The sequence below is a fragment of the Streptomyces sp. NPDC107454 genome, assembly GCF_055582885.1.
Genome location: NZ_JBVJPA010000016.1, coordinates 113,815 through 128,668, shown reverse-complemented (window position 1 = coordinate 128,668; position 14,854 = coordinate 113,815). Strand labels below are relative to the sequence as shown.

Sequence of the window (14,854 nt, the reverse complement as noted above, 5' to 3'; positions counted from 1 at the left end):
TGTGTCATCATCTGCACGCACCACTCGCGCTCGCGTGGGCGGTTGTGCGGGAGGCGTCGCCTAGTCCGGTCTATGGCGCCGCACTGCTAATGCGGTTTGGGCCTTAAAGCCCATCGAGGGTTCAAATCCCTCCGCCTCCGCGCCAAGATCCGAAGCCCCGGTCCACCTGGACCGGGGCTTCGGCGTTGAGTACCTCCGGAGCGCGTTTGCCCAGCTCACAAGGGGTGCGGCAAACGGATTTCACATGGCGGCGGCAGTCATGTAATGTTCTTCCTGTCGCCGCGAGCGGGCCGAAAGCCCGGGAAGCGAGACGAAGCAGGAAACAGCAAAACAAGCACTCGTAGCTTAACGGATAGAGCATCTGACTACGGATCAGAAGGTTGCAGGTTCGAATCCTGCCGAGTGCACAAAGAAACACCAGGTCAAGGCCCTGATTCTCTCAAGTGGAGGTCAGGGCTTTTGCGTTGGCGTCTCACGGAATCTCACACGTCACCATCCGCGGTTGATCGGTTACAGCTCAGCCGAGCAGGTCCATCAGTTTCTCGGAGCCCGCCATGAGCGACTGCGGGTCGGGGTGGACATAGGTGCGCTTCGTGAAGGACAGGTCGCTGTGCCCGGCCCACGCCGAGACGACCGTGTCCGGCACGCCGTTGTTCGCCATCCACGACAGGCAGGCATGGCGAGCGTCGTACAGCCGGGTCTTGCGGACCCCGGCGGAGGCCATGAGCTTGTACGCCTCGCGCCGCAGCTTGTCCGTCTTCCAGTCCTTGCCGAGATCGTCGACCACGACGCGGCCGGACGCCTCGTACGCCTCGCCTGCCTTCAGACGCTCGCGAAGCTGGCGGGTGTGGAAGGCCCTTAGCGCCTGCAGGACGACCAGGGGCAGCGGAAGCCAGCGGTCGCCCGCAACCGACTTCGTGTCCTTCTCGATGACCTTGCCCGCAACCAGGGTGCGGGTGACCTCGACACGGACGGTGCCCTGCTCCAGATCGACGTCCATCCAGCGCAGACCGACGACCTCGGCGGGGCGCAAGCCGATCAGGGACAGGAGCATCACCGCGTACAGCCGGGTGTTGGCGCAGCGCGTGAGGAAGGTCTTGACCTCATCCTCGTTCCAGGGCTTCCTCTCCTTCTTCTTCCTGCGGGCCTCCTTGCGGGCGGCGCGCGGGACCTTCACGTACTGGGCGACGTTCCTGGTGAGGACCTGACGCCGGATGCCGAGTTCGAGTACGGCGCGCAGACGCCCCAGAGTCAGGTCTGCGGTCCGGACGCTCAGGCCGGTGCCGGGCTTACCCCCGATGCGCCGGGCCTCGGTGAGCATCCAGGTGATCAGGGCGTCGACGTCGTCCTCGGTCAGCTCCTGCACGGGCTTCTTGCCCAGGCGGGTACGCACATAGCGCATGGCGTCTTCGTAGGAGCGCTTGGTGGCGACCTCGACGTCCTTGGTCGCCTCCACCAGCCAGGCGTCGACGAGCTCCACGACGGTCATTTTCGAAGGGGCGACGTACGTGCCCTGGGATCGCTGGTGCTTGATCCGGGCGTACTCGGCCTCCGCCTCCTTCTTGGTGTCCTTGGTGACGGTGAGCTGCTTGCGCTTGCCCGTCTGAGGGTCCTTGCCGACGTCGATGACGAAGCGGTAGCGGACCGTTCCGTCGCCGAGCGTGATCTTCTTGATGGGGTCTGCCATCAGCCTTCTTCCTGTTGTTCTCCGAATGGCTCCCAGCCTTGCCACCCCTGGGCCTCGCGGACGGCGCCAACCAGCTCGCCGACTGCCCGTTCGTAGGCATCCACGGTGTGCTGTGGCGCGTCCAGGAGGGCGCACAGGTGGCCGAACTGGTGCACCGGGGGCAGGGCTTCCTCCAACACCTCGCGTCCGTGCTCGCGGAGCCAACCGATGGTGCGGAGCTTGACCTGCCCAGTGGGAATTGGAGTCGTCGCGGTCGCTGGTTCAGCCTCTGGGGTACCGAGGGGGAGTCGGCTCGGCTCCTTGTCGGCGAGGACCGCCTCCATGCTGCCCACGCTCCACCCCAGAGCTTTTTCAATCTGCGTCAGGCTCTGCGGCCAGCGCAGGCCTTTGGGCACGCGGCCCGCCTCGGCGTTGCGCACGGTACCGACGGAGACTCCAGCCCTGTCCGCGAGTTCCTCCTGCAGCAGCCCTTGCCGTTCGCGTTCCGCACGGATCGCCGCTCCGAGGCGCGCCCAGGCTTCAGGGTTCTTGGTCCAGGGCATGCGGTGGTCTCCCTTTGTCGGTGGCGTTGGCGGTGGTGTTGGCACCTCCTTATCAAATCTCGCCGTGCACCCGTTGTGGCCATCAGCGGAGCGCTAATCTAGCACTAACATGGCGCGAAAATCTGTCCCTTGATTTCTTTGCGTTGGTGCCCGGTTGATGATTACGTTGATGATGTGAAGACGAACGGACTTGCGATCCGCCGTAAGCGGATCGAGGACGGCATGACCCTCCGTGACCTGTCCGCCAAGGTGGGCATGGGGATCGACGCCCTGAGCCTCATCGAGCGCGGCAAGCGCCAGCCCCGTCCCGCGACCCTCCAACGGATCGCCAACGGCCTCAACGTAGCTGTCGGTGTGTTGCTGCTGGAGGCAGACGGGTGACCGCCCAGCCGACGCTTGCCGAGGTCCGCTCCTGGCCCGCGACCGTCTCGGTGCAGCGGGCTGCCCAGGCGCTCGGCTGCGGCAAGAGCAAGCTCTACGACCTCATCGCCCGGGGCGAGGCGCCCGTGCGAACGCTGTCGTTCGACAAGCGGGTGGTCGTCATCACCGCGTCGCTTGTACAGGTCCTCGGAGGCGACGTGGCTCCGACGACTGCGAGCGAGTTGCTCAGCGCCTAACGCGTTCCCCGACGCCACGAGAAGCCACTGCCGCTGTTCCTGGCACTGGCCGACTACGAGACCGCCGTCGGCAGGCCAGGCACGACCCTCCGGCTCGGCCGACGACGCGGAGAACGAGGGCGACCATCACGCCCCTGAAACGCGAGAAGCCGCCCGTTCGTCCCGGGCGGCCGCTCGAAGGTCCGAGTCTCCAAGGGAGATCGAAACCACGATGACGCTGTCCACGATACCGGAGCGGCCTGTGCGTCCCAAGCGACCGCTGAAGGCTGAGCACCAGGACGCACTGGTCACCGGCGAGCACGGATACGCCTCCCGCAACGAGGCCGTCATGGCGTTGACCATGGCGATGGTCAACGCGGGCTGGGACGAGGCCGACTTCCGTTACGAGATGTCCGATCCCGAGCGGAATCATCTCGCCCGCTGGTTCTACTACCGATCGGGTGACCAGGCGCACCGTCGGCGCTCCCGCTCCGACACTCTCTCCCGCCTGGATAAGACCTGGGCCAAGGCCGTGGCACGTGTTCGTGCCAACCCGGCCATTTCCGACCCGCAGGCTGCTCTACAGGAGGTCGGCGAGATCCGAGCGACCTTCAGGGCTCAACCACTGCAAGGGCGTACGGCCGTCGTCGACTCTCTGGTCCTGGAGTTCTACCACCAGGAGGCCACCAGGATGCGGCGTGTGCGGGTGTACCTGCCGGTCCGCACCGTCGCTGAGAAGGTAGGTGTCTCCAGGGCTACCGCTGCACGTGCGGTCAAGCGGCTGGCCGAGGCCGGGTGGCTGGTCGAGACCCAGCGCAGGGAGCTGGTCTCTCACGCCAACGAGTACCGCCTGACCGTACCCCCTGCTGCACAGGCCGTGTTGCACAGGGAGACACAGGGGCGTAGCCCCTCTACCGGGCGTGAGGACTGTGTCTCCTCCTGCAACAGGCCCGTGCACCAGGCGATACACACCAGCGGCGAGGACATCTTCCTGCTCCTGGGCAAGCACGCTGCGCTCGTGCACACCGCCCTGACCGGCGAAGGCATGACCGTCCGCCAACTTGCCGAGACGGCAGGCGTCCACCGCACCACGGTGTGGAGGAACTTGAAGAGACTTCACGAACTCGGCCTGGCCGCCGAGGCTGCCCACCTGTGGACCCGTACAGAGAAGCCTCTGGACGACGCGGCCCGGGAGGCCGGAGCTATCGGCATGAAGGAGCAGCGCCAGTTCCGCCACCAGCTGGAGAAGGCCCACTGGCTGTCCATCGTTGAGCGGGTCCAGTTCAAGGCTGACGAGAAGCACTACGACCGCACCACGGCCGTACGCAACGCCATCGAGCGAGGAGCCGGGAAGTCGGAGCCGGCAGATACCGAGCTGGTCGACACCGCCACGGGCGAGATCCACACGGCCGAACAAGTGGTTCAGGCGGCCGTCCAGGAGCGTCAGAGGCCCGCCACCGTCATCTTCCTTCCCTCGGCCCGTCGTGAAGCACAGAGCGCGCAGCTCGGGGCGGCGGTGGCCGCCTGAAGGCGGGCTTCTGACCGTGGCCACGGGCCGCCACGCCTGACCTATAACCCCTCGCCTGACGGGAGTACGACATGGCTTCGAGCCACAGGAAGCGCCTCATCAAGCACAGCATGACCGCTCAGGTGCCTGAGCGTGTCACGGCCACCGAGGAGCAGCTGCTCACCCACAGGCGCCGCAGCTCGTACCGGATACCTGGCCCGGCTCACGTCGCTCAGCGCACCCCGTGGTGGGTTACGGTGCTGACCGATGGAGGGCGCCCCATCGTCGCCGTGATTGTCCTGATCATGTGCGCCCCCGGTGAGCACCACCTTGCTCGCCTCGCCGGATGGAACGAGACCCTCGCCTGGGGCATGCCGAGCGTCCTCGCTGCCTACGCGGGCATCGCAGCCGCTGTCGCGAGCAAGCGCGCCAAGGGAGCACCCGGGAAGAAGTCCGCCGTCATCGGAGCGTGGTTCGCCCTTGCAGCCGCCATGACTGCGCAAGGTCTGTCCCACGCCATCGTCACCGGCCACCTGCCGACCCGGCCCCTCGTCCCGCTGTGGCTCGTGCTCGCCGTCTCGGCTGTCCCGCCTCTCGTATTCGGGCACTTGTTGCACCTTGCGGCCATGCCCGTCGCCCGAGCTGCTGAGGAGCCCCCGGCGGTGCCCGAGACGCCTGCCGTGTTCGCCGAACCAGTTAGACGGGCATGGCCGGGCTCGGCACCCGTAGGGGCATGCCTGCTGCCTCTCGTCCCTACCGCTGCTGAGCGACCTCATGAGCAGCTCACTGGGTGGGCCGAGCAGGTCCCGAGCAACCTTGAGCAGGCGCGCTTGCTCACGACTCGCGAGGTCGCGGCCCGCTACGGCGTGAAGTCTTCGACGGTCGGCACCTGGAAGGAACGAGGCAAGATCTCTCCCGCGCTCACGGATCCGCGCCTGGGCAACCTCTACGACCCCGAGATGCTCCCCGCCCTGGCCTCGCTCACCTGAGAGGCCGTTGCCGGCTCACCGTTATCGGAGCGCTCATCGTTGGTGCTGCCTGGCTCGGTCTTCGAGCGGCGCCTTCGTCAATCCGCCGTGATTGCGCTACGAAGGCAGATCGCTATCCGTATGGAACAGCTCGTAGTACCAGGACAGTGCCAAGACGATCGCTTGGCGGATCAGTCCTTCGTGTTCTTCTCGAACATCTCCAACGCCGAGTTCCTCATTGAGGAGTTTTTCGATGACGTCGGTGTGCTGTCCCGTGAGATCCGAGATTTCTCCTATAATCCGGATCAGCCGTTCCTGAGGGCGGGGCCAGGTCGCGATGGTTTTGTATTCCACCAGGTCTTCGGGGGAAGTGTGGCCAAGCCGGCGGGGTTGATCCTGACGCCCCCAGCGATCCCACTCAGCCTGAAGTGTGCACGAGCGGCAGGTCCCCATGAATTCATCAGACGGCTCCTTGCCGCACGTTGTGCAGACGTATCCCGGGCAGTTGGCACAGTGGGACGCAGCGCCATCTCCCAGCTCGGCGTGCGTATAGCCACCGTCCTTGAATTCGGCGGGGAGATGGGGGTGATCCCGATTCCAAGCGGCCTTAAGAGAAACGCATTGCCCAGGGCAGCCGGACTCTTTAAGCATGGCTGGACGCTACGGGAAAGGTATGCGATTTGTCCAACTGTGACATATTCTCACTTCGGCAATATGTCAATCTGTGAAACCCTTGCGACTTTAATTACAAAAATACCGGCGGGATTTCTACGGGTGAGTTGCGCGACAGGTAAACGTCACCTCATCTTTCGATCGGCTGAAATCTCAGGCTGTGTATCCGTCGAGTTCGGGTGCCATCGCGCGCCCTTGCTGCGGCCCAGTGCTGCTAAGGGGGCGGGCGTACGCGCCCAAACCATGTATCGGCCCAACAAGGGGCAGAATCAGGGGCGGAAGAGGGTGGATGTCTCCATCTGCCCCGCTCTTTTTGTGACATTTGCACAACTATCTAGCCTTTCCCGTACCCCGTGAATGGGGACGGTTCCGGGCCGCTGCCGGGCACTCCTCTACCTGCCCCAAGGGTGGAGGTGGGCGAGCGGACATGGATCGCCGCCTCACGGTGGTGAACGACTGACAGCGCTGCCCTTCACACGGCGCCCGGCCGCTGTTGCTGGGTGGATATTCGACTTCGGTGAGGGCCTTCTGGACGGCGTCGCGCTGGAGCCGCAGGTAGATGCCGGTCGTGTCGTTCTCCGCGAGCTGCCTGTCGAGATGAGCCAGGATCGCGCAAGGCTGCGTTTCGTGCATCGCGTCTCACGGTCGCGAGCTTGGGCTGGGGGGTTGCCTCCCCGTGAACGCCCCGCCTCCCCGCTAACCGCATACCTCATGCGGTTTGAGCCACGGATATTACGGAGCAGGACGCGGGGGCCAGAGACACGCCGCCGTGTCGAGGTCGATGGCTTCCGTCCACTCAGCCTTCGGTATGGGCCGCTCGACGACGAACCAGACGCTCGGTGTGCCGTTCCACTGGTTCGGCCGATCGGTGCGCGAGGGATCGCTGTCGGCGAGGAGGGCCCACCGTTCCTCGGGCGGTATGCCATGAGCTTCAGCCCAGGGGATCCAGGCGTGACATTCGGCGTCCGGGACGTTGACCATGATGCGAATACGGCGCTCCCGCAGCGCCCAGGGAAGCGACTGGGGGTCGGCGTCCGCCGTGAGATTCACGATGGGAGGTGCGGCCTCCCAACGCTTCCAGGTGGCATCGATGGCGCCGGACTCAAGTATCGGCGGCCACTGGGCGCGGTCGGTGAAGTGGTAGAGGTGCACGGCCGCACGATACGGCCGTGACGGGCCGTCTGGCGGCTTTCCGCTGCCCCGACGACAGGATTGCCCGCAACCGGCCTGTGGGGCGCTCAGCGCGCAATCTGCTGCAATCCTCAGGCAGTCCTGCGCCATCCCGCGCATCCTGAACGTCCAACCACCAGGCGACGGAGGCGTGATGACGCTCAGGTTCCTTGGCACGACCAGCGACGGCGGCGACTGCCCCACCCTCTACGAGATCGAGGGCACCGACGAGATCCTCGTCCAGGGCGACCGCGAGACCGACCCCGCCCACCTCGTCCAGCTGCGGGACGTCAAGCCGTCCGAGACGTTCGTACGCGTCCCCCGCGACCTCCTCACCCGGTTCGCGCCGCGCCACGAGCCCACGGGCGTGATCCCGTTCCCCGAGATCACGCACGTCTTCACCGACTTCAAGCACACCGCCTGGCGGCTGGAGACCCGCCGCGGCTACGCCACCGACCGGCGCAGCGAGACGTGGGCACGCTGGCAGGCCGGCGAGGACGTCACCCGCGACGCCCCCGACGGGTGGCGCCGGAACGTCGCCGAGCAGACCGCGCAGGGCAAGACGTTCGGCCGCGTCCGCCTCGTCGACGAACCGCCCACCGAGGGGCAGCGGTTCCTGCTGACGCGGGCGCCGGGCAACGCGGCCGTCGGCGACGAGATCCGCTACCTGTGGCGTACGGACGCCGAACGGCTCGGCCTGCCGGACTTCGACTTCTGGCTCATCGACTCCCGCACCCTGCTGCGGTTCGTGTTCGACGAGGACGACACCACCCGCGGTGTGATCCGCTCCGAGGACCCCGTCGAGGTGCTCGCCGCCTGCCAGGCCCGCGATGCTGCCTGGCATCACGCGATCCCTGCCGCCGACTTCGCCGAGCAGGTACGTTCCATGGTGTGAGCACGGACTACCAATCCGGGCGGGTCTCCCTCGGCGCACGCATGCGGGAGTTGCGCACCGAGGCTGGGTACGACGGCAAGGGCATCGCCGAGCGGCTCGGCTGGCAGCGCTCCAAGGTCTCGCGGCTGGAGAACGGCAAGCAGACCCCCAGCCGCGAAGACCTGGAGCAGTGGGCCGAGGCCGTCGACCGGCCCGACGTGGCGGCCGAGTTGGCCGGGCGCCTGACCGGGCTGGAGACCCGGTACCGGTCGCTGCGCCGCCAGTACGCCAACGGGCACCGCGCCCGCCAGGAGCAGGGGGTCGTCGAGACCGAGCAGACCACGCTGCTCCGCGCCGTCGAGATCATCCGTATCCCGGGGTTGCTGCAGACACCGGAGTACGCGCGGGCGGTGTTCGCCGCGAACGCCCGTTTCCGCGATGTCCCGGACACGGACATCGAGGACGCCGTGCGAGCCCGGATGCGCCGCCAACAGGCCCTGTACGAGCCGGAGCGGTCCTTTCGCATCCTGCTGTGGGAGGGCGCCCTGTACGCGCTGAACGCACCGCGCGAGGTCATGGCCGCCCAACTCGACCGACTCCGCTCGATGATCGGCATGGACACCGTCGAACTCGGGATCATCCCGTTCGCCGCCGAGCTGAAACGCTCCCCCTCGCACGGGTTCTGGATCTACGACCGGCGGCTCGTCATCGTCGAGACCCTGTCGACCGAGATGTGGCTGGACGACGAGGAGTCCATCGCCCTGTACGAGAAGGCGTGGAACTGGCTCGACGAGTCCGCGGTCCACGGGCCGACGGCACACCGGTTGATCGGCCGCGCGAGCGCCGCTCTGCACCTGTCGTAGCAACCCGCGGCAACCACCGCACCCGCGCGCGCAATCCGGCGCAATCGCTCTGCCGCCGCGCAATCGCCCTGCATACCGTCCTGGTCATGCCCCAACCGACCAGCTCTGTCATGCGGTACGAGGAAGGCGACGCGTGGCTCGCCGCCAGCTCCGCGCAACCAGACCTCGTACGTCAGGCATGGGAGGCCGATACCCTCGCGCCCATAGCAGCCGGTGCCCACTGGCTTGTTGCCGAGGCCCGGCTCATCTACTCGATGCCCGCCCTCACCCGCATCCTCGACGGGCAGCGCGGCCCCGTCCTCGCAGATCCCCATGGGGACCGAGCTTGGTGGCTGGTCCCCCTCGACGCCGCCGAGGAACTCGCAGACGTCCGGGCGGTGTCCGTCAAGCCGCACGGCTGGTCGCTGGACTGTCCGCCCTCGGGACGGATGCTGTTCGGGTACATGTGGCTGTGCCACCCGGACGGTACGGGCCAGCTCACTGACCCGGCCGTCCTCGCCGCCGCCCTTGGCCCCGGCGGGTACCGGTTCCGGACGGGTGTGGCGGGATGACCGCGGACGCGACCATGACCGAGACACAGCAGCAGGCGGCGCCGGACATCGAGATGATGCGCCGGACCGCGCGCCGGTTCCTCGCGCCGGACGCCCGCCCCATCCCCAACGGCGAGGTGGCGACGCTGCTCACCGCGCTGCGCGGGCAGATCGAAGAACTGATCCCCACCATCGAGTCGATGACCCGTACCCTTCCGGCGGACGACGTCCCGGCGGCGTGCGCGCTGGCCGGTGTGCGGGAGGCCCGTATGCGCCTCGGGCTGCGCCCCGGTTACAACAGCCCCGGTCGGATGACGGTTGCGATGAGATGCGCCCGCTCGGTGCAGGCTCTGTGTGATCACTACGAGAATCTCGGCGGCCAGTGATGTCAGGGTTCGGGTTCTGTGCGTGGTGCCAGGGCTACACGCGGAACGTGCGGCTGATCCACGTCGAGGACCAGGGTTCGGGGAGCCGTCAGGTCAGCCGGTACGCCTGCCCTGCGCACATCCGGCTGCGAGGTCTCACCCCGCTCTCGAACGGCCCGATCGGATCGCCGTCCGACGCCGAGAAGTAGCCGCCACCCGAACGCCCGCCCGTCCTGCTGGCGTACCTGCGCCGGCTTCTGGATCCCCTCCCGCACAACGACGCGGGAGGCCAGGCGCCCCGCCCAGGGGCACCCGCCCACAACAGGAGGACAACGTGACCATCGCGTTAGAACAGCCCGCCACGACGGGCACCCGGGACCCGCAGGAACTCCTCAACGCGGTCGCCCCGCACATCACCGACCTGACCATCAACGTCTTCGACTCCGGCATGAGCCTGTGGGACCGAGAGGTCGCCCTGCTCCTCCGCGACCACACCATGGTCCGGGACATGGCCGAACGGATCCTCGGCAACGCCGTCATGTACGTCATGGGCTCAATCGAGAACCCCGATCAGCACCTCGGAGTCGGCAAGCTCGTCGACATCGGTGTGCATCAGCTCATCCTCGACACGCCCGTCTGGTGGGGCATCTGCCGCCTCTACAACCGCGGCCGATTCAAGCACCATGCCCCGTTCATCCAACGCCGCCAAGACGGGCTGTGCCTGCGCACCGGCGACTTCCTCCGCTCCCAGGGCTGGGCGATCGACGAGGAACTCTGGGCCATCGACGGCACTGACTGCTCGCCGTGCGACGACAAGGTCCCCGACAGCCACTGATGGTCCTACGCTGGCCCCTGTCCTCCGCCCCCGGAGGACAGGGGCCAGCCCTGGTGAAGAGGAATTGCCTTGCCCGCACAACACGACATCGCCGCCGAGACGGACCTGTGGGACACCTTCGCCGAGTCCGCCTTCAAGGACGACGCGGAGCCGAGCTTCTGCTGGACCCAGTACGCCGGTCACGGACCCGGTCCGGAACTGCTCGACGACCCGCGCTCCGTCCTGGAGATCGGCTGCGGCACCGGCCGCGCCCTCGCCTACCTTGCTCAGCGTGGCATCGCCGCTCGGGGCGTTGACCTGTCTCCCGTCATGGTCAAGAAGACCACCACGAAGTGGGCCAGCACCGGCGCGGAGTTCGTGTGCCATGAGGTCCTGGAGTACCTGAGCAGGCACGAGGACGCGTACGACGCCGTTTACTCGATCTTCGGAGCAGCCTGGTTCACCGACCCGAGCCGCCTCTTCCCGCTTGTCCGCCAGCGGCTCAACCCCGGCGGCGTCTTCGTCTTCTCGCAGCCTCCAGCTATCCCCGGCGCGTACGGGCCCCAGGGCATGTACAAGGGAGGGTTCGCCGGCAAGGCGATGTTCACCTACCGCTACAGCTACCGTCCGGCGGTGTGGGAGCGTCTACTCACCCGGGCCGGATTTGCCACGACCGACGCGGAGGTCCTTGACGCGCCTCAACCTGGCCACATCGGGACGCTCCTCGTCCGTGCTGGCGTGGCGTGACCGGATCTTGCATAGCCCTTGGCTCCCCTTCGCCGCGGTGATTCGCCCATGGCCGGTCAAAATTCCCACCGGTCACTGAACCGGGGCCTCTATGGTCATCACATGGCCAAAGTCTGCGTTTTCTGCGGAGGTTCGCCCCTCACGAAGGAGCACGTTCTCCCACGCTGGCTCAAGGTCGCGCTTGACCCGACGGTTCGGCGCCACCGGTACATCCGGCTCAGTGCCGATACCGTCCGACGCCATGACGCTCCACCGCTGAACGACCAGGTCAAGGTGGTCTGTTCCAACTGCAATAGCGGCTGGATGAACCAGTTGGAGGAGAACGTCAGGAGCTTCCTGCCTGACCTGATTCGGGGAACCCCGCGCGTCATCGACGCAGAGGCACAGCGGGCACTAGCGTCGTGGTCGCTGAAGACTGTGCTCATGTTTCAGCACACGCATCCTCCCGAGGTGCGAGGCGTGATTCCGGCGAGCGACTGCACGAGGTTCTATGAAGTCCGCGAGCCTACCCAGTCGATGCTCGGGCGCCTGGGCTTCATGAACTATCCACCTGACGACTCAGTCCCTCTTGTGGACACCTTGTGCCAGGGCTACGGGACTGCCGAGTCGGGCGGTGTTGCTTGGGTCGGCACCCTCAAGATCGGCTGCATGGTGGTGCAGATCATCCGGGCGCCTGATGTAGCCGACGGCTACAAACTCGCTTCCTACGAGCCCTTGCCCTCACTGCGCCACATGTGGCCGCCGCACGACGTCATCGAGTGGCCCCTCCCACTCGCAATCCCGCACGAGTTCATGAACGCCTTGGCAAATCCAGAGACGTTGGATGTGACCATCACCCCGGCCTAGATCAGAATCGATTCGCGCTGGCAGTGCGCGGGTAGCTAACGTCCTGTCATGGACGCTTCGCTCACATTCGAGAGCTTCTTGGAGGGCGCCAAGAAGGCCGCCCACAAGGCCATGGACGATCACGGGCGCGGTGAGTACGACGAGTTCGCTCTCCACGCTGGCGTTGCGATCGAGCGGCTGGCTAAGGCAGTCCTGGCCTCGAAGAACCCGATTTACATCGTCGAGATGCGGGGCAGCGCTGAGATGCTCTTTCACCTCGGAGGTCACCGCGCGGCGAGTAAGGTCCGAACGATCGGAGCTGTCGAGGCGATCAGTCGGGTCCGGACGCTAGGCATTCTGCCGGTCGACCGCCAGTTGGACCTCCTGATCGACCTCCGGAACGGAGTTGCCCATTCGACAGGTGGTGACGAGGCAAAGTCTCTGCTTGCCACCCTGGCGAAGGCAATCGAGGCACTACTGGAGGATCTAGGCGGATCTCTCAAGTCGTTCTGGGGTCGGTGGAGCAACACGGCTCGGATTGCCGTCGACCACCAGCGCGACCGGACAGAGCGCGAGGTACAGGTCCGAATCGGTCAGGCGCGGCATCGCTTCGAGGACCGCTTCGCGGGACTGCCTCAGGACGTGCTGGAACAAGCGCAGGCTCCTCTGAAGACGCGACGTCGAGGCTGGTTTCCCGCCGGGATACACAAGGAGACGGGCGAGCCTGGCCCGCTCATGGGATGGTTTGCCTGCCCTGCCTGTGCGAATAACGCGCTGGTGATCCTTGAGTCCATGGATGACCAGGGAGGCGTGGCCACCGACATCTTCCAGTGCATGCTCTGCGAACTGAGGTTGGAGGGGCCCGAAGAGTTCAAGGCTGCCCAGATCAGCGTGCCCGGGCAGCCGGAGAGCGATTCGTGACCTTTCGAGCAGGGGCCATGCCACGACGTGGTGTGGTTGTGTGGGCGAGCTTGGCCCCCGATCGCCTCACTTATAACGGCGATCGGGGCCTCTGGTCGTCTCACGCGCGTCTCACACAGGTCTCACGGACAGACGGAGGGAGGGCGGCCGGACGGGTGACGCGGAGGGCTCCCAAGGGCTCCACATGGACCACACGGAAGGCCAGGAAGCCCTTCATTGCACTACGGATCAGAAGGTTGCAGGTTCGAATCCTGCCGAGTGCACACCAGACCAGAGGCCCTGTGGAGTGATCCACAGGGCCTCTGGCTTTTGCCTTGACGGCAGTGTTTGACGGCAATCGGTTCTGTTCTGTCCATGAGCCCAGAGGTCTGTCCATGAGCTCGGAGGGAACACTGTTCGGCATGCCTGTCTCGCTGCATCACATCGTCATCGACGCCCACGACCTGCCCGCCCTGGCCCGGTTCTGGGCCGAGGTGCTGCGCTGGCGGATCCTGTCCGAACGGGAGCGGGAGGTCGTGATCGGGCCGGACGAGACGGCCCCGGTGGGAATCTGCTTCATGCCGGTGACCGACCGCAAGGTCGTCAAGAACCGCCTGCACCTCGATCTGACCTCCACGGCGGAGGACCGGGAAGCCGAGATCGAGCGAATCCTCGCTCTCGGCGCTCGCCGAGCGGAGGTCGGACAGAGCGGCGACGAGTCGTGGACCGTGCTGGCCGACCCGGAGGGGAACGAGTTCTGCGTGGTCCGTCCGAAGGAGACCCTCATCGGATAGTCCCGGGAGCCGGTCGGACGGCTACCGGGACACCGCCCGCGCAGAGCGCCTCGAAGGAGCGGTCCCGAGCCGCCGGCCCGACGGTTGACGACCCGGTGCCAGCGCCGTGGGCAGCCATATCGGCCCAGGGTGCCCGGTTATGACACATAAACGGCAAATCGTCTTGTTTGTCATTTTGTTGTGTACGGTGCGCTTGTGTGCCGCCGGATACGGAGGTGCAGGCCTGCTGCTGATCAAGCACGGGCATCGCTTCAAAAGCCTCGGGAGAGATCGGTGGACAACAGGCATGCGCGGAAACCGGCTCTGATCGTGCGATCAGCGCCTCGCCACGGCAGGCTCGGCGGCGCGCGGTGGTACGGCGCGGGCACGGCGACGGCCCTGTGTGTGGTCCTGTCCGGTCTTGGGCTGGTTCCGGCTACGACGGCCACGGCGTCGCCCCGTGCGGTTCCCCTCACTGAGACTTTCACCTTCACGGGTGCCCCGCAGACCTTCACCGTCCCGGCCAACACAGCGGTAACGATCACCGCGGACGGGGCCGGCGGTGGCACCACCCGCAACGGCTCTTGCGTCAATGGCGGAACGGGTGGCGCAGGGGCGCGGGTGGTCACCACTCTCCCGGCCTCCGCAACCCCGACGCCCGTCACGGTCAATGTGGGTGGAGCCGGCGGCAGGGGCTGTAGTAGCAACGTGGGTGGCGCCGGCGGGTTCAACGGCGGAGCGTCGGGTGGAGCGGGACCCACCACTCCAATTTCCAACGGTTCGGGCGGGGGTGGGGCGTCAAGTGTGTCAACGGGCGGCAGTCTGCTCGTGGTAGCGGGCGGGGGCGGCGGTACCGGGGGACGCAATTTCCCTTCCAACGGGGGTAACGGCGGCACCCCGGACGGCACTGCCGGCGACCCAGGAGGAACTGTCGGCGGTTCACCCGGAGGCGGCGGTGGCGGGGGTACCACCAGCGCAGGAGGCGCAGGCGGTACAGCCGGCGTCGCCCCGCCGTGTATGG

At 66.6% G+C, this 14,854-nt stretch carries 17 protein-coding genes and 2 tRNA genes; 15 read left to right on the top strand and 4 right to left on the bottom strand.

Annotated features, from left to right (window positions below):
- Positions 1 to 49: 49 nt before the first annotated feature.
- Both ACZ69M_RS36655 and ACZ69M_RS36650 read left to right on the top strand, forming a co-directional pair.
- Positions 50 to 140, top strand: a tRNA-Ser gene (locus ACZ69M_RS36655).
- A 194-nt stretch (positions 141 to 334) separates the two neighbouring features.
- Positions 335 to 407, top strand: a tRNA-Arg gene (locus ACZ69M_RS36650).
- A 110-nt stretch (positions 408 to 517) separates the two neighbouring features.
- Here the strand turns inward: ACZ69M_RS36650 and ACZ69M_RS36645 are convergent.
- A complete protein-coding gene (locus tag ACZ69M_RS36645) occupies positions 518 to 1,687 on the bottom strand; it encodes a tyrosine-type recombinase/integrase (RefSeq protein WP_470056843.1) in 1,170 nt (389 codons plus the stop codon).
- Positions 1,687 to 2,229, bottom strand: a complete 543-nt coding sequence (locus tag ACZ69M_RS36640) for a helix-turn-helix domain-containing protein (protein ID WP_470056841.1) — start codon at positions 2,227 to 2,229, stop codon at positions 1,687 to 1,689. The genes ACZ69M_RS36645 and ACZ69M_RS36640 overlap by 1 nt, the downstream gene beginning before the upstream one ends.
- 174 nt (positions 2,230 to 2,403) lie before the next feature.
- On the opposite strand from ACZ69M_RS36640, the gene ACZ69M_RS36635 reads away from it, so the two are divergent.
- The 4 genes from ACZ69M_RS36635 to ACZ69M_RS36620 all read left to right on the top strand — a co-directional run bounded on the left by ACZ69M_RS36635 (position 2,404) and on the right by ACZ69M_RS36620 (position 5,321).
- The gene (locus ACZ69M_RS36635) at positions 2,404 to 2,610 is read left to right on the top strand and encodes a helix-turn-helix domain-containing protein (RefSeq protein WP_470056839.1); all 207 of its coding nucleotides are present in this window, start codon (positions 2,404 to 2,406) and stop codon (positions 2,608 to 2,610) included.
- Positions 2,607 to 2,846: a DNA-binding protein gene (locus ACZ69M_RS36630; RefSeq protein WP_470056837.1), complete on the top strand. Its 240-nt coding sequence runs from the start codon at positions 2,607 to 2,609 to the stop codon at positions 2,844 to 2,846. The genes ACZ69M_RS36635 and ACZ69M_RS36630 overlap by 4 nt, the downstream gene beginning before the upstream one ends.
- A 241-nt stretch (positions 2,847 to 3,087) precedes the next feature.
- Positions 3,088 to 4,353, top strand: a complete 1,266-nt coding sequence (locus ACZ69M_RS36625; protein WP_470056835.1) for a hypothetical protein — start codon at positions 3,088 to 3,090, stop codon at positions 4,351 to 4,353.
- 71 nt (positions 4,354 to 4,424) lie between these two features.
- The gene (locus ACZ69M_RS36620) at positions 4,425 to 5,321 is read left to right on the top strand and encodes a helix-turn-helix domain-containing protein (protein WP_470056833.1); all 897 of its coding nucleotides are present in this window, start codon (positions 4,425 to 4,427) and stop codon (positions 5,319 to 5,321) included.
- A 96-nt stretch (positions 5,322 to 5,417) separates the two neighbouring features.
- On the opposite strand, the gene ACZ69M_RS36615 is transcribed toward ACZ69M_RS36620, so the two are convergent.
- Positions 5,418 to 5,951: a hypothetical protein gene (locus tag ACZ69M_RS36615; RefSeq protein ID WP_470056831.1), complete on the bottom strand. Its 534-nt coding sequence runs from the start codon at positions 5,949 to 5,951 to the stop codon at positions 5,418 to 5,420.
- A gap of 753 nt (positions 5,952 to 6,704) precedes the next feature.
- The gene (locus ACZ69M_RS36610; protein WP_470056829.1) at positions 6,705 to 7,124 is read right to left on the bottom strand and encodes a hypothetical protein; all 420 of its coding nucleotides are present in this window, start codon (positions 7,122 to 7,124) and stop codon (positions 6,705 to 6,707) included.
- Between the two features lie 172 nt (positions 7,125 to 7,296).
- Here ACZ69M_RS36610 and ACZ69M_RS36605 point away from each other — a divergent pair, with 172 nt between their 5' ends.
- From ACZ69M_RS36605 to ACZ69M_RS36565, 9 genes are all read left to right on the top strand, one after another.
- Positions 7,297 to 8,037 (top strand): DUF6879 family protein, encoded by a 741-nt coding sequence (locus ACZ69M_RS36605; protein WP_470056827.1) that lies wholly within the window; start codon positions 7,297 to 7,299, stop codon positions 8,035 to 8,037.
- Positions 8,034 to 8,879, top strand: coding sequence for a helix-turn-helix domain-containing protein (locus tag ACZ69M_RS36600; protein WP_470056825.1), 846 nt, complete (start codon positions 8,034 to 8,036; stop codon positions 8,877 to 8,879). The genes ACZ69M_RS36605 and ACZ69M_RS36600 overlap by 4 nt, the downstream gene beginning before the upstream one ends.
- Positions 8,880 to 8,965: 86 nt before the next feature.
- Positions 8,966 to 9,430, top strand: a complete 465-nt coding sequence (locus ACZ69M_RS36595) for a hypothetical protein (RefSeq protein WP_470056823.1) — start codon at positions 8,966 to 8,968, stop codon at positions 9,428 to 9,430.
- 14 nt (positions 9,431 to 9,444) lie between these two features.
- Positions 9,445 to 9,795, top strand: a complete 351-nt coding sequence (locus tag ACZ69M_RS36590; protein WP_470056821.1) for a DUF6415 family natural product biosynthesis protein — start codon at positions 9,445 to 9,447, stop codon at positions 9,793 to 9,795.
- Positions 9,796 to 10,108: 313 nt separating this feature from the next.
- A complete protein-coding gene (locus ACZ69M_RS36585; protein WP_470056819.1) occupies positions 10,109 to 10,609 on the top strand; it encodes a glycine-rich domain-containing protein in 501 nt (166 codons plus the stop codon).
- 69 nt (positions 10,610 to 10,678) lie between these two features.
- Positions 10,679 to 11,335: a class I SAM-dependent methyltransferase gene (locus tag ACZ69M_RS36580; RefSeq protein ID WP_470056817.1), complete on the top strand. Its 657-nt coding sequence runs from the start codon at positions 10,679 to 10,681 to the stop codon at positions 11,333 to 11,335.
- 102 nt (positions 11,336 to 11,437) lie between these two features.
- Positions 11,438 to 12,181 (top strand): hypothetical protein, encoded by a 744-nt coding sequence (locus ACZ69M_RS36575; RefSeq protein ID WP_470056815.1) that lies wholly within the window; start codon positions 11,438 to 11,440, stop codon positions 12,179 to 12,181.
- 48 nt (positions 12,182 to 12,229) lie between these two features.
- Positions 12,230 to 13,081 carry a hypothetical protein gene (locus ACZ69M_RS36570; protein WP_470056813.1) on the top strand — a complete coding sequence of 284 codons (852 nt, stop codon included), beginning with the start codon at positions 12,230 to 12,232 and terminating at the stop codon, positions 13,079 to 13,081.
- A gap of 401 nt (positions 13,082 to 13,482) precedes the next feature.
- Positions 13,483 to 13,854, top strand: a complete 372-nt coding sequence (locus ACZ69M_RS36565; RefSeq protein WP_470056811.1) for a VOC family protein — start codon at positions 13,483 to 13,485, stop codon at positions 13,852 to 13,854.
- The last annotated feature ends 1,000 nt before the right edge of the window (positions 13,855 to 14,854 follow it).